Source organism: Pelatocladus sp. BLCC-F211, from assembly GCF_041928655.1.
In the GTDB taxonomy this organism is placed as follows: domain Bacteria; phylum Cyanobacteriota; class Cyanobacteriia; order Cyanobacteriales; family Nostocaceae; genus Pelatocladus.
This window is the reverse complement of the sequence record NZ_JBHFLM010000134.1, coordinates 1-15231: the sequence shown is the minus strand read 5'-3', so window position 1 is coordinate 15231 and position 15231 is coordinate 1. Positions and strand designations below refer to the sequence as shown.

Genomic DNA, 15231 nt, shown 5'->3' with positions numbered 1-15231 from the left:
TGACCAAACAGTCTTACAGTATGTCCGAACTGGGGAAGTATTCGGAAGTGCGTTGCCTTGATTAGGCTCAGTGGGCTAGTCAAACACGTAAGATTTGGCTCTTACAAGCCCCGTCCCTCTTTAGGGCGGGGTTATTGACTCGGTGGCTTAAAGCCCATATGCTTATAGGCTGCTGCCGTCGCTACTCTACCACGAGGTGTCCGGCTTAAATAGCCAATTTGCATCAGATAAGGTTCATAAACTTCTTCTATGGTTTGGGTATCTTCACCAGTTGTGGCGGCGATTGTTTCTAATCCCACTGGTCCACCATTAAATTGTTCAATGATTACAGTCAACATTTTGCGGTCTGTCCAATCCAAGCCGCAAGGATCGACTTGGAATAGGTGCAATGCTTCAGCTGCAACTTTTTCACAAACTTGCTCAAAGGATTTTACCTCCGCATAATCACGGACACGTTTGAGTAGTCTATTAGCAATCCGTGGTGTTCCTCGCGATCGCTTGGCAATTTCTGTCGCACCATCTTTTGTAATGCTGGTTTTGAGTAACTCAGCACTGCGCTGAACAATAAGACTTAGTTCTTCTACCTCATAAAATCTTAATTTTTGTACTAAGCCAAAGCGATCGCGTAGAGGAGAAGTCAGCGCGCCGACACGAGTTGTTGCCCCTACCAAGGTAAATTTTGCTAGTGGGATACTGCGAGTCCGAGCGCTGGAACCCTTGCCAACGGTAATATCTAATCTGTAATCTTCCATCGCTGGGTATAAAATTTCTTCAGTCATCCGCGAAAGACGATGAATTTCATCGATAAATAGAACATCTCCTGGCTTCTGATTCACTAGCAGTCCAACAATATCTCTGGGTCGTTCTAGAGCCGGGGCGCTGGTAATTTTATAGTTCACTCCCATCTCAGCTGCTAAAATCATTGCCATTGTGGTTTTACCTAAACCGGCAGGCCCATACAATAGCAGGTGATCTAGCACTTCTCCTCTAGATTTAGCTGCTTTGATGGCTATTTCCAGTACATCTTTTAAATCTTTTTGCCCAATATAATCGGCAAACCTATGTGGTCGAATACTTTCTTCTTGTTTACCTTGTTCATCAATAGCAGCTTCGGGTTGCAAAATATTCTCTTCTGAAGATGGTTTTGCTGATTCCTGATGCTGTTTGGGTGGTTTACCGCCTGGATCGTGAGGCTGTTTTTTCGAGGAAATAATCGCCATAGTTCAGCTATTAACTTTTACTTGTAGACTTATTGAGGGCAAGTGGTAGCGCACCAACGCGTATAAATACTGACGCAAAAATTTTCTTTGGAGAAATTACGCTTGCCAATTTAGAATTTAAATTCCGGGGAACTACTTAGGAGTACAAAGTTTGTCATGCTGGCTAAGAGAATCTTACCTTGCTTAGATGTGAACGCGGGAAGAGTTGTAAAAGGAGTTAACTTTGTTAACCTCCAGGATGCAGGCGACCCTGTTGAATTAGCAAAAGTTTACAACGAAGCTGGAGCAGATGAGTTAGTGTTTCTAGATATTACAGCGACTCATGAAGACCGTAACACTATAATTGACGTCGTTTACCGCACTGCGGAACAAGTTTTTATTCCTTTGACTGTTGGCGGTGGCATCCAATCCTTAGAAAATGTTAAAAATCTGTTACGAGCTGGAGCGGACAAGGTTAGTATTAATTCTGCGGCGGTACGTGAACCAGATTTTATTAATCGGGCTAGCGATCGCTTCGGTAATCAATGCATAGTTGTTGCAATTGATGCTAGACGCAGGAAAGATCCTACCAATCCAGGTTGGGATGTGTATGTGCGAGGTGGACGGCAAAATACAGGCATCGATGCTCTTAAATGGGCGCAAGAAGTAGAAAAACGAGGTGCAGGAGAACTATTAGTGACTAGTATGGATGCCGATGGTACTAAGGCAGGCTATGACCTCGAATTAACAAAAGCGATCGCCGAAACTGTACAAGTTCCAGTAATTGCCTCCGGCGGTGCAGGTAATTGTCAACATATTTATGAAGCACTTACAGAAGGTAGAGCCGAAGCCGCCTTACTAGCTTCACTATTGCATTACGGGGAATTAACCGTGGAGGAAATCAAAAATTATTTGCGTCATTATCAACTGCCAGTACGAATGTATCAGTAATGTTAGTAAATCTGTTGTTTGAAGATACATCCAGTACTCAACACACTTCCTGAAAATGATGTTAAACTTGGTAAAGAAACATTAATAAATATTAATAAATATGTTGATTCCTATATTAGTTTTTGATGTGGCGTTGGTAGCCTGGTCGCTGCATTTGATGGAAAGAGCCTATGAGAGTAAGGAATTTTCTCTGATGTTGGCTGGTTTATTAGTTGCATTAGCCGCAGCCGCAATGATGGTTGTTTACTTTTTGATGGGACATTGTATGAGCTATTTATTACAAGTATCTTAATGAAAAAGATGCTGATTTAGAATACATGACAAAGCAAAAATAGCTTTGTGGCATCATTCATTACTCATACTTTTAATTGCCAACAAGCAAGAAGACTAAGATATCAATATTACATTAATCCAAATGTAAACTGAGACTAGAAATTCCTTATATATCCTATAAGCAAAGTTATTAGTTCTAAGCTATCACAAGTATTTATACTTATCTTCGTCACAACTTCTGACATGTAGTAATTACTTAATGACGGCCCTATTAATTTGTCTCTATTATCGGCGATTAGCAAAATTCAAATATTGAATCCCTCGAAAAATATTCTTTACGTGTTCGAGACAGTAAATACTCTTAAAGAACTTCGTGCAGTCTATCAGTCACCTTCAAAAATAGTAGTTTTTCAACTGAAAATTGACGAGTAAAATAAATGTAAATTTATTTTGTAAAAAGCCCAGTTTCTTGAGAAACTAGGCTTTTGTATTTTTAATTTATACACCAATCAAAACTTATAAATCTTTGTGTCTTGGAGTTTTAATGGTTCAAAAATTTTGATTACCAAGACACTAAAAATATTTGAGACTTATCTTAAAAAAAATTATTATCAGCCTACTGTACATAAACTTGTTTCCGAAGATACAAATATATCTATCGAAATACAAAATCGTCGATGTCTTGGCTCATGTATGGATTTTGCCAAAATCGGCTTGTAGATAACTAACATTACTCCTCAACAAGAAATCAAATGTCGAACTTTGAACTGGTTTTGAAACTACTGCTGCAATTGACAGTTATTTTAGCTACTTGTCGCATCGTCACTATTCTGGGAAAGCGCTTTCTTGGACAAACAGATGTAGTGTGCGAAATGATAGCAGGGGTAATGTTAGGACCATCACTATTTGGGGCGATCGCACCTAGTGTACAGCAATGGCTGTTTCCTAAAGCACCATTGATACTAGCAACCGGAGAGAAGATTCCCAACCCCTCAATGTCAATTCTTTTTGCGATTAGTCAAATAGGGCTAGTGCTATATATGTTCCTAATTGGGGTAGAATTTAACACCGATCTGATTAAACAACGAGTCAAAAGTGCAGCTTTGGTTTCTGGAGCGGGGATACTTGTACCTTTTGGTTTAGGTGCAACAGCAGCTTTCTTTTTATACGGTCAAGCTGAACTTTTTAAAGCAGGAATTACACCTTGGGCGGCTGCATTATATTTAGGTGCTTCGATGTCCATCACAGCTTTCCCGATGTTAGCCCGGATGTTGTATGAACGTGGGATCGCCAAAACCCGCTTTGGGACATTAGCCCTAGCAGCAGGTTCAATGGACGATGCAACTGCATGGTGCTTGCTAGCGATTGTACTAGCAAGTTTGCAAGCTGATGCAAGTATTGCAGCTTTTGCCATTGGTGGTGGTTTAGCTTATGTATTACTGACTATTTTTATTGGGCGACCGACATTAAAGATTTTCACCCGGAGAACAAAGCGTGATGGTGGCTTAAAAATCCAAACTTTGATTTTAGTATTGATAGTTTTAATGTTCTGTTCCTGGTTAACAGATGCGATCAAGCTGTATGCAGTGTTTGGTGCATTTATCTTGGGTACAGCAATGCCACGCGGTGAATTTGCCGAACAACTTCGCGATCGCCTAGAATATTTGACTACTGCATTTTTATTACCTATCTTCTTTGTGTTCTCTGGATTAAACACTCAACTTGGATTGGTAAATACACCATATTTATGGGTAATCACAGCTTTAATTGTGGCGATCGCTATTTTTGGTAAAGGTATCGCCTGTATGCTTGCAGCCAAAGTCGCAGGAGAAACTTGGCGTGAGTCTGCAACAATCGGTGCTTTGATGAATGCGCGAGGTTTGATGGAGTTAATTATTCTCAATATTGGTCTAGAGCAAGGTATCATCACTCCAACTTTATTCACCATTATGGTGATTATGGCGATTGTTACTACGCTCATGGCATCACCGTTAGTTAACATGTTTTTACAAGGTACAATATACGAACAATCTTCAGTTCAACAAGTACCGAATATATAACTTAAATATGTTGTTTGTTGGTTGTTGATAGTTGCTTGGGAAAACTGATCAGCAATAAATAAACACCAACAACAAATATTTTTAATATTCTTTACAAATAGATATATTTTTCAGTAAAAAATTAAACCATAAATATGATTAATTATTCCCAATTAATCAAAAACTGTATGAGGTCAAAATAAATAAAAAAAGCATAGAAAATGGAGAATAAAAATAATTTTCTATAGCTTCCTTCTTGATTGTTTACTTGTAATAACAATTAACATCACGTTTGAACAATAATTGCAGTTATGTAAGCCATAAAGGTTGACATTTTCAAGCGATTTAAAGAATCATCTAAGGGACACCGGATAGTCGCTTGTGAGGAAACTATGCACACAGTTGTTCTCGTTTTAATTGAGGTGTTGATTGTCATTGGACTGTCTCGGCTAGTAGGATTAGGATTCCGGTGGATTAACCAACCATTAGTCATCGGAGAGATTGTAGCCGGAATTATGCTCGGTCCTTCTCTATTTGGTTTGGTTGCTCCAGAAGTGTCAGCTACCTTGTTTCCCCCTGAAACAGTTCCTTTTTTAAATGTTCTGTCTCAGATCGGGTTAATATTTTTCATGTTTCTCATCGGTCTGGAGTTAAATCCCAAATACCTTAGTGGTAATTTGGAAGTCGCAGTTTTGACCTCACATGTCAGTATTTTAGTACCGTTTTCTTTGGGAACTCTGCTAGCGGTATTGCTTTATCCATTGATTTCTAACGCCAGTGTGTCCTTTACAGCCTTTGCTCTGTTTTTGGGAGCAGCAATGTCAATTACTGCTTTTCCAGTACTCGCGCGAATTATCACAGAAAACAACCTCCAAGGAACACGCTTGGGAACATTGGCGTTAACTTGTGCTGCTGTAGATGATGTCACGGCTTGGTGCGTTTTAGCTGTTGCGATCGCAGTAGCACGCACAGGTAGCATTACTGCTGCTTTTCCTACCATTGTTGAAAGCTTGTTATACATCGGCGTCATGGTGACGTTGGGAAGAAATTTTCTCTCTCGCCTTGCGAATTACTATCGCCGTAATAAACGCCTTAATCAATTGGTTTTAGCGTTAATCTATGCAGGGGTAGTTGCTTCAGCCTTAATCACCGAATTAATTGGTATTCACTTGATTTTTGGGGCATTTTTACTAGGGGCTATCATGCCGAAAAATGCTGGTTTGGTTAGAGAAATAGCAGTGAAAACAGAAGATTTCGTCTTGATTTTTCTCTTGCCAATGTTTTTTGCCTACAGTGGTCTGAGGACGCAAATTGGTTTGCTCAACAGTCCAGAATTATGGTTATTATGCGTACTGGTGCTAGCAATAGCGATCGCAGGCAAATATGTAGGCACTTATGTAGCAGCTAGAGTTAGTGGTATTAATAACCGAGAAGCTTCTGCACTTGGTTGGTTAATGAACACGCGCGGTTTAACTGAGCTAATTGTACTTAATATTGGTTTAGAGTTGGGTGTAATTTCACCCTTACTCTTCACAATGTTGGTGATCATGGCTTTAGTGACTACATTTATGACCTCACCACTGTTAGAGTGGACTTATCCCAAAAAGCTCATCAAGTTGAACGTAGTAGAGACAGAGCCAGAAACAGATATTGATGCTGAGATTGCTGATCGTCCCTACAGAGTTCTAGTACCAGTTGCCAACCCAGATACTCAAAAAGGTTTAGTACAATTAGCAGTTGCGATCGCAGTAAATTATCAACAACCCGTTATTGTTAATCCCCTTAGCCTCATTGAACTACAAGAAGATTATGCTTATGAGAGTACACCAGTTGAGGCAAACCGATTAATTCAGGAACGACATCAGCTTTTAGATGACTTGATTCAACGTCTAGAACCACCAGCAGCACGTTCTTATGTTCACCCCATAGTTCGTGTCTCCAACAACGTTGCACGAGAAACTATACAGATAGCTGCACTCGAACAAGCAGATTTAGTGGTTGTGGGATGGCACCGTCCCGCTTTTAGTAATAATCGCTTGGGTGGGCGAGTTGGTCAAATTCTCACAGCTGCCACGGTTGATGTTGCAGTATTTATTGATCGAGGTGAAGAACGGCTAGAAAGTTTGTTAGTACCCTATTCTGGTAACATCCATGATGATTTAGCACTAGTTTTGGCTTTGAGACTGTTAGTAAACCGTGATACTTGTTATTTGCAAGTATTACAGGTGCTATCACCTCATCAAGTCAAAGACGAATTAAGTTATGAATTGCAAACTTTAATGGAGCAAATGCCTAGTAGTGTAAACGATCGCATTAGCATCAATACAATCGAAGCCACAAATCCTATGCAAGCCGTAGTTGCAGCCTCTCAAGGCGTTGATCTCACAATAGCAGGTGCTAGCAGTACCTGGGGCATAGAACGCCAAACACTGGGAAGATATACAGATGAACTAGCGATCGAATGTCGTTCTTCGCTACTTATTACCCGTCGTTACAGCAAAGTCATTTCTCATCTTACCTCTGTTCTGAGTGAGACTAAGTCAGAAGTTACAAGTTAGAAATTAAGTAGTTTCATATCTTGCACCAGGTGACTAGAAGTCGCGGCTACACATACGAAACCCACCTACGTGGGTTTATAACCCTCAATTTTCAGTTAGTCCGCGCAGGTGGACTTGGTTTGTATAGCCGTAGAGGTGCAAGATATCAGTAGTGGTCATTTGTCATTTGTAATTAGTAAGACGGGACACTAAAACTACTGGCGAGGGTCTTTCAACGGTATTTGCGTTTTGTAATTTGTGTTTTTTTTACCACCAACTTACTTATAAAGTATAAGCTATGAATTATGAAAAGCTTCATCATTCATAGCTTATAAGTCATAATTTACACTCTATTCTTATTTGTATGAATCATTTACATCTCAAATCCCTAACTTTTTATGGTGTCGCAATTTGTTCAGTATTACTATTGTTTAAAACTGTAACTACTTATGGAGAAAATAATTTAAAAGCTCCTCTCTCTCTCAAAGAGAACTATAGTCTGATATTTGGAGAAAAATTGCCTGATTGCAATCAACCAGACACGGTCATCTTAAATATTCATCAATCAGGAGTGTACTTAAATGGACTTTTCGTACCAGCAAATCTGAATTCTCAACAAATATCTACTATAAAAGAACACCCTACTCTCACTGGTAGATACAAAAACCAAAATATTAGTTTATCGGGACAAATACCTAATTATCTCCTTTGCAAAAACACAGATGCAGTAGATAAAAAAGCTCAGAGAATAGTTAACTTACAAATGCAAATAGAAAAGCAAGATAATTTAACTGGGCAGATATCAATCAGTGGTATCAATAAAGCAATTAAAGTTAGTGCTGTACCTCAAAAAAATCAAGAGAATCCAGCAAATTCAAGTAGCCATTGAAATTTTATAGTTATTTGCAGGTGAATAGAATACCTCTGTGAACTCTAAACTTAGCTCTCAATAAACCTCAGCAAATTTATTCTTAAGAGTATAACAACGAAAGCCAGAGGTAATGTATATATTTCGTTGATAAGGTATTCAAGACCTTTTTCAGATGTTGATTCCTGATGATAATCCTAATATGAATATATTTCTAGTGCTTTTATCGAATGAAATAGAGCAGTAAAGGCACAATTCCACCATCACGCTTAGGAGACAATTATGACATCAGGAATCATGATCTCAGGTAAATGGATTACTGATAGAAATGAGCAAAATCAAAGCGGTGAGTTCCATGAGATACCAACAACGTTTCGCGATCGCGTGAGTGGAGATGGAACTAGTGAGTTTAAGGCAGAAGTAGGACGCTATCACCTCTACGCTTCCTTGGGGTGTCCCTGGGCGCATCGCACCTTAATTATGCGAGAACTCAAAGGTTTGAATGATGCCATCTCAGTCTCTATCGTCGATCCGATTATGAGCGACAAGGGTTGGAAGTTTTCTCAAGCACCTGGAGCCATTCCCGATTTAGTAAATCACGCACAATATTTACAAGATATCTACCTAAAAGCCGATCCCAAATACACAGGGCGAGTTACTGTTCCGGTGTTGTGGGATAAGCAAACTCAAACAATCGTCAACAACGAATCTCGCGAAATCATGCGGATGTTTGATGTAGAGTTTGCTTCTTTGGCAATACAGAAAATAGACTTATATCCACATGATCTACAACAGCAGATTGATCAAACCATTGATGCAATTTATCTGCCAATCAATGCTGGTGTATATCGCGCTGGTTTTGCGACTTCACAAACAGCCTATGAAGATGCGGTAACAGAACTCTTCGAGAATTTAGATCGATGGGAAGTCATTCTGAGCAAGCAGCGCTATTTATGTGGAAAGCAACTCACGGAAGCTGATATTTGTATGTTTACAACGCTGTATCGCTTCGATTCAGTGTATTATGGCCATTTTAAGTGCAATTTGCGGCGAATTATCGACTATCCAAACCTCTGGAATTATCTAAAGGATCTATATCAGCGTCCTGAGTTTAAAGCAACCTGCAATAACGACCATATCAAGCGCGGCTATTACATGAGTATGACCGAGATTAATCCTAATCAAATTGTGCCGAAGGGCCCAATCATCAATTTTGACGAACGACACGATCGCTTTGCGCTTAGGTAAGGCGTAGTTGCGATCACGAACTCCTCGATAGATATCTCCGAAAAAGAATATAAAAATGGTGCAATAATAACTCTCAGTATTTACCCAAATAACGGTATAAAATAATGAAAAGTCAATTAAAAAACAAGCTTTTATTTAAAATTAGCTTGTTTAGTCTATGCACAGCATTGACTCTCGAAGCTGGTAGTAGTAATGCCGTACCAATATCAAAATTAGAAGACTGGCGTTTTGATCCACAATCATTACAGCTAGAAATTACCCTGTCTGCACCTTCACAACCGCGCTACTTTTTTCTGTCTCAGCCTGATCGCATAGTTGTAGATTTACCAAGTACTAAATTGGGTTATGTTTCCACTCAACAAAATTTCTCTGGGGCGATAAAAAGTATTCGTATCTCGCAATTAAATGCAGATGTGACTCGCGTTGTAATGGATTTAACGCCAGGTACTTTTATCAATCTCAACCAACTGCAACTACAACCTGTTTCTCCACAAAATACTACACGTTGGATTCTACGTCCTGTTACCGTTAGCAACAATACATATTCAACACCCACAAACCTTTTTCCTGCCAATCAGCAGACACCAAATCCAGGTTTATACAACCCACCTCCACCTTCAAGCAATCAACCTCTCCCAAGCACAAGTTACTACAATCAACAATCAACAACTAACAACCAACTACCAATCATCAACAACCAACCATCAACAACTAACAACCAACTACCAATTATCAACAATCAACCATCAACAACTAACAACCAACTACCAATTATCAACAATCAACCATCAACAACTAATAACCAACAGCAGCCTTTAGTGACTGTACCACCCTTGCTTCCAAATAACCCTTCTCAACCGCCAAATTCTACTCTTCCTCCACCTATTTTTCCTAACCAGTCTGGTAATCTCAATAGTATCCCTTTTTTCCCCACACCAAACTTACCAAATTACCCACTTCCTGATACCTCTAATAGTCAAATTACCAATCCCAATTCACAAGCAATTGAGTTTGGTCAACCTCTACCTAACAAAAAATGACTAATGACTAATGACCAATGACAAATAACTTCTAACTAAAATCTATCTGTTTCTATAGATGGTGCAACTGCTCCTGGATCAGTAACAAAGAAGTTTTTCGCTGCTTCATTTTGATAAACACAATTAATGTCAGGTTTTTGACCCAAGTCACCTGTATAACCAAAAGTGTTCAGACGATTTTTACATTCTCTAACCTGTTCGTTTGTTACTAGCTTGCGTTGCTCTAAAATCGCCCAGTTATTAGTACGCAAAACGCATCCCGGACGCATACTCGGTTGAGAAACATAAACATTAAAAGGGTTGAGTGTGACAAATAACCTGGTATCCATTACCATTGCACTCGCTCCATACTGCACACAAATCTCTGGGTTTGGTGCTTTGGTATCAATAAATTCACGGGAAGCGACGTTAGTTGGTGTAAATGTCGCTGTAGAGCTAAAAGCAATACCAATCCCTATACCCAAAACAAACACCCCTCCCAAGATTGCGATGGTAGTGAAATTAAACAGTGGGGATTGGAAAAGAGAGGGTTTAGGAGGTGTAGTTGTTCTACCAGAAGGTTTACGTCTCATTGTCGCTTTGTTCTCTTTACATTTTGGACGGTCGGGAGTGGGTTGAGTTCCTCTCCTTATATATATCAGTATGCCGATTCTTAGCTGTGATTGGTCATTGGTCATTGGTCATTAGTAGAGACGCGATGAATCGCGTCTGTACAATGGTCATTAGTTTTTTCCCGTGTCTCCCTTGTCTCCCTTGTCCCCCTTTTCTCCTTTATCTCCCTTGTTCCCCCTTCTGTTGTCCTCTTTTGCTACTTCTGCTAGTAGATTATCAAGAAATGTTAAATAATTAATTAAGAATATCTTTATACATGATTCTAAGAAAGTGATTTATCAGCGATCGCTATTTTCAAACCAGGGCTTTAAAGTTTCGCAATTTCAAACTCTTCTAGCAGATATCCTCACTGTCTTGTGGGGAGATTGGTTAAAATTACGTGTCAGAATTGTCCAAGTAGCCGCATCAGGGTTAATATCTCCACTGATCTATATTTTGGCTTTTGGTTTAGGTTTAGGTAGTTCCATCCGCCCAGGTTCAGGAATTAGTGGTAGCTATGGTAACTACTTGGAATTTATTTTGCCAGGTATGGTGGCTTTGTCGTCAATGACAATTAGCTTTGGTGGGACGACATTTTCTATTTGTGGAGAAAGACTTTTTACCAAAAACTTTGAGGAATTGTTACTCGTCCCGGTACATCCCCTAGCCTTGCACATAGGTAAAATGCTAGCGGGAGTTGTACGGGGATTGATGACTTCCGGTTCTGTTATTTTGGTTGCTTTACTGTTCACCGGAAATTGGAGGTTTCTCCATCCCCTATTTTTGTTGTTAGTGGTACTTAATTGTGCTGTGTTTGCGGGATTGGGGGTAATTGTGGGGTTGACAGTGCGATCGCTCGAATCGGTAGGACTCTACAATAACTTCATCATCATTCCGATGTCTTTCTTAGGGGCGACATTTTTTGATCCAGGTACATTACCAGGAATTCTCAAAATAGTAGTTTACCTATTACCCCTTACCTACGCCAGCATCGGACTACGTGCAGTTGCTTATTTACCCTTATCCCAGTTTCCCTGGTATAGTGTGCCAATTTTACTAGCAATGGCGATCGCTCTTTCTCTGTGGGGTGCGCGTATATTTTCTCGTCAACAGGATTAAATTTTTTGGTATTGGTTGTTGATGGTTGATTGGAACTATCAATCATCAACAATCAACATCTAATCTTTGCATTAATTCAAAGAAAATTTAATAATTTGTTAGAGCGTTACTGCTGGGAAATTTAGTAAAATTTGCCAAATATTTTGATAAAAAAATGGTGTGAGCAAAAAAATTCCAGTGGCGATCGCCTTTTCTGTTGTATCTAATTTATTACCTTTTAAAGGTTTAGCAGGGGATTACGATCAACTTTTTATTTTCGGTGACAGTTTATCTGATAATGGCAACCTATATCGAATCACAGGAGGTACAATTCCCCTCAGTCCACCTTATTTTAAAGGGCGTTTTTCTAATGGACCGATTTGGGTGGAAATACTAGGTTCATACTTAAATATTGATTCCAATGAAACTAATAATAATGCTGTTGGTGGTTCCACATCTGGAAATACTAATGTCCTGAGTGAGTCACTAATCATACCCCTTCCATCTTTGTCTTCTCAAATCAACGATTTTACTTCTACACCAGGAAACCCTAGTCCAAATGCCTTATTTATTTTATGGGCTGGTGCTAATGATTACCTAATTCAGCCAACAGCAAAAAGAGCAACTGATACGCAAGTAGTAGTCAATAATTTATCTCATGCAATTACAACACTAATTAATAAAGGCGCTCGTAATATTATTGTGCCTAACTTACCAGATTTAGGCAAAACTCCACAAGAGCGATCGCAAGGGACTGCTGACACCACCACAGCTTTAATTAAAAGTCACAATGATAACTTAAATTCTGCTCTTCAAGAAATAGCTAAAAACCACAACGTTAACATTGTTCCGCTTGATATTAATGCTTTATTTAACGAAGTTATTGACCAGCCTGAGCGATATGGTTTAACAAATACAAATGATCCTTGTTTTGCTCAACAAGCAGGTACAATTTGCTCTAATCCTGATGAATATTTATTTTGGGATCAGGTTCATCCTACAGATCGTGGACACCAGTTTATTGCAGAATACACTGAAGCTGTGTTGGATGCTCCAGCAGCGATCGTTCCACAAGTGGAAATCGCCTTGCATATAGCCCAAACACAAGCGCAGCTGATCGATGATCGTTTGTTAGCACTGCAAAAGACTTCGCAAACACAATCAACACATCGCTGGGGTGTATTCGTTAACGGTGACGTAAATCTTGGTAGTCAACATTCTGATGAGCATCCAGATTATGACTATACAACAGGTGGTGTCACCGCAGGCGTTGATTACAACGTCACAGATCAACTTGCTGTAGGGGTAGCATTGGGTGTTGTTAATCATGAAACTGACTTGCATCAAAATCAAGGTGACATCAAAATTGATGGCTATGCTGTTTCAGTCTATAGCAACTATGTCGAGAAAGAATTTTACACGAATGCTGTGATTAGCTACGGGAATAATGACTTTGATATCAAACGCCAAATTGATTTCGATCACCGCAGGGCGACAGCTAACACTGATGGTACACAGTTTTCAGTGAATATCAATAGTGGTTACATTGCTAAATCAGGTAATATTTCTTATGGCCCCACCCTTAGTTTGAAATACGATCGCATCAACATCAATCATTACACCGAAACAGGTGCGGGTAGTCTCAATCTGAAAGTAGATGATCAACAAGCAGAATCATTAATTTTGAGTGTCGGCGCTCAAGTTGCCATCACACTTAACACTGATGTTGGTTCCATCATACCGAATATCCACGCCAGTTATGAATATCAATTTGCATCCACAGAGCGCACCATCACCACAGAACTTGTGACCCAACCAGGTATACCGATGCGTGTCCAAACAAGTGAACCTGATCGTGACTATTTTAAATTAGGTGCAGGAACACAGATACTTTTTTCTCAAAATCTTGCAGGTGCGATCGACTATGAAGTGATGTTGGGGCGAGAAGATGTTAGCAACAATGTAATTAAGGGAGAGATTCGCTATGAGTTTTAGATTTTAGGCGTTACCTTCCCTGTTCCCTGTTCCCCGTTCCCTATTCCCTTTGAACGCCAAACAGCCGCCTTTGCAACAATGTAATTATAATGATGACTGTTGCTAGTAAAAAAGCGATCGCGGCTGCATACCCCATTTGTAAGTTACGAAATACTGCTTGATATATCAGCAAAACCACCGTTAAGGTAGCATTATTGGGGCCACCATTACCATTTGAAAATATATAAGATTGATCAAAAAGCTGAAAAGTCCCTATTATCCCCATTGCTACTACAAAGAAGGTAACAGGTTTGAGCATGGGAATCGTAACGTAGATCAACTTTTGCCAGTCATTAGCACCATCTAATTCCGCCGCTTCGTAGAGTGATTGGGGAATATCCTGCAACGCTGCTAAATAGATGACCATGTAAAAAGGTGCTGTTGACCAAATATTCATGATCATAATACCTTTGAGTGCTACCGCCGGATCACCTAACCAGTTGTAAGTAGGTAGTCCCGCAAAAGCAAGAAAATCATTCAGTAATCCATCAGTGTTGTAAATCCACATGAAGATGAGCGTCAACACCGCAGAAGAAGTAACTGTGGGTAAAAAGTAAAGAATGCGCCACCAGTTTTTCCCACGAATCCCCGAATTGAGAGTCACAGCTAGGACTAATGCCAAAATAGTTTGCATGGGTACAACAATGGCAACGTATTCCACGGTATTCTTGAGAGCAATCCAAACCCGTTCATCTTCCACTAGCCGTGTAAAGTTGTGAAAACCAATGAACTCGTACTTAATACCACCAAGAAGTTGAACTTTTTGCAGAGATAGGAAAATTGCCCAAACAATCGGTAGAACTACAAAAGTTAGTAAAACCAAAATCGCAGGGAACATAAATAGATACCCAGCCAAATCTTCTGCAATATTCCTTCTAGCTTTACGCCACCTTCTGGCTTCAAACACGAGAAAACCTCCAGCAAATATTGCATCTAATCATAATGTAGCGATCGCTAAAATGCCCTGACATAGGATAATTACAGGATGATGTAATTAATTTTCAGCGATAATTTTACAAATATCATCTAAAAGTGAATCATATTCAATAAACTCTTCTGGATGAAATTCCAAGTAAATTTGATTAAGATTGGGGTTAAGAGATAATATACATACCTCAATATTAAGCTTGCCTTTGCGCCAACCTTCGCTGCCAATTCTTAGTACCTGGCAATTAATAACATAATTAAATTGAATTTCACTAAGTAGTTTTGTAGGTTGGGTGTAGCGACAGCGAAACCCAACATTATAGTCTGGTTAATGTTGGGTTACACTCCGTTCCACCCAACCTACATAATGTCCTTTTTGAAAAACTCCTCTTTCCAAGATGGACGAGGTTTAACTATGTTATGGAA

General features: G+C 39.5%; 13 protein-coding genes. 9 read left to right on the top strand and 4 right to left on the bottom strand.

The annotated features are described in order from the left end of the window. Nucleotides 1-131: 131 nt before the first annotated feature. Complete coding sequence (gene ruvB, locus ACE1AT_RS16735; RefSeq protein WP_374870254.1) at nucleotides 132-1220, bottom strand: Holliday junction branch migration DNA helicase RuvB; 1089 nt, start codon at nucleotides 1218-1220, stop codon at nucleotides 132-134. A gap of 156 nt (nucleotides 1221-1376) precedes the next feature. Here ruvB and hisF point away from each other — a divergent pair, with 156 nt between their 5' ends. The 7 genes from hisF (at nucleotide 1377) to ACE1AT_RS16700 (ending at nucleotide 10155) form a co-directional block, all read left to right on the top strand. Continuing rightward, nucleotides 1377-2150 (top strand): imidazole glycerol phosphate synthase subunit HisF, encoded by a 774-nt coding sequence (hisF, locus tag ACE1AT_RS16730; RefSeq protein WP_374870252.1) that lies wholly within the window; start codon nucleotides 1377-1379, stop codon nucleotides 2148-2150. A gap of 100 nt (nucleotides 2151-2250) precedes the next feature. Then, nucleotides 2251-2442 (top strand): hypothetical protein, encoded by a 192-nt coding sequence (locus ACE1AT_RS16725; RefSeq protein ID WP_026723255.1) that lies wholly within the window; start codon nucleotides 2251-2253, stop codon nucleotides 2440-2442. A gap of 733 nt (nucleotides 2443-3175) precedes the next feature. Then, on the top strand, nucleotides 3176-4483 hold the full coding sequence (locus tag ACE1AT_RS16720; RefSeq protein ID WP_374870250.1) for a cation:proton antiporter: 1308 nt from the start codon (nucleotides 3176-3178) through the stop codon (nucleotides 4481-4483). Between the two features lie 371 nt (nucleotides 4484-4854). After that, nucleotides 4855-7020 (top strand): cation:proton antiporter, encoded by a 2166-nt coding sequence (locus ACE1AT_RS16715; RefSeq protein WP_374870248.1) that lies wholly within the window; start codon nucleotides 4855-4857, stop codon nucleotides 7018-7020. Between the two features lie 406 nt (nucleotides 7021-7426). Continuing rightward, on the top strand, nucleotides 7427-7888 hold the full coding sequence (locus ACE1AT_RS16710; protein ID WP_374870246.1) for a hypothetical protein: 462 nt from the start codon (nucleotides 7427-7429) through the stop codon (nucleotides 7886-7888). 261 nt (nucleotides 7889-8149) lie between these two features. Then, nucleotides 8150-9115 carry a glutathione S-transferase family protein gene (locus ACE1AT_RS16705; RefSeq protein WP_374870244.1) on the top strand — a complete coding sequence of 322 codons (966 nt, stop codon included), beginning with the start codon at nucleotides 8150-8152 and terminating at the stop codon, nucleotides 9113-9115. Nucleotides 9116-9219: 104 nt separating this feature from the next. Then, nucleotides 9220-10155 (top strand): AMIN domain-containing protein, encoded by a 936-nt coding sequence (locus ACE1AT_RS16700; RefSeq protein WP_374870242.1) that lies wholly within the window; start codon nucleotides 9220-9222, stop codon nucleotides 10153-10155. Between the two features lie 35 nt (nucleotides 10156-10190). On the opposite strand, the gene ACE1AT_RS16695 is transcribed toward ACE1AT_RS16700, so the two are convergent. After that, nucleotides 10191-10727: a DUF3172 domain-containing protein gene (locus tag ACE1AT_RS16695; RefSeq protein ID WP_374870240.1), complete on the bottom strand. Its 537-nt coding sequence runs from the start codon at nucleotides 10725-10727 to the stop codon at nucleotides 10191-10193. Nucleotides 10728-11037: 310 nt separating this feature from the next. Here ACE1AT_RS16695 and ACE1AT_RS16690 point away from each other — a divergent pair, with 310 nt between their 5' ends. Next, nucleotides 11038-11865 carry an ABC transporter permease gene (locus ACE1AT_RS16690; RefSeq protein ID WP_374870238.1) on the top strand — a complete coding sequence of 276 codons (828 nt, stop codon included), beginning with the start codon at nucleotides 11038-11040 and terminating at the stop codon, nucleotides 11863-11865. 159 nt (nucleotides 11866-12024) lie between these two features. Next, nucleotides 12025-13839 (top strand): autotransporter domain-containing protein, encoded by a 1815-nt coding sequence (locus ACE1AT_RS16685; protein ID WP_374870236.1) that lies wholly within the window; start codon nucleotides 12025-12027, stop codon nucleotides 13837-13839. A gap of 40 nt (nucleotides 13840-13879) precedes the next feature. On the opposite strand, the gene ACE1AT_RS16680 is transcribed toward ACE1AT_RS16685, so the two are convergent. Then, on the bottom strand, nucleotides 13880-14785 hold the full coding sequence (locus ACE1AT_RS16680; protein ID WP_374870234.1) for a carbohydrate ABC transporter permease: 906 nt from the start codon (nucleotides 14783-14785) through the stop codon (nucleotides 13880-13882). 87 nt (nucleotides 14786-14872) lie between these two features. Beyond that, entirely contained in the window at nucleotides 14873-15073 is a 201-nt protein-coding gene (locus ACE1AT_RS16675; RefSeq protein WP_374870256.1) for a KGK domain-containing protein, read from the bottom strand. Nucleotides 15074-15231 lie beyond the last annotated feature (158 nt).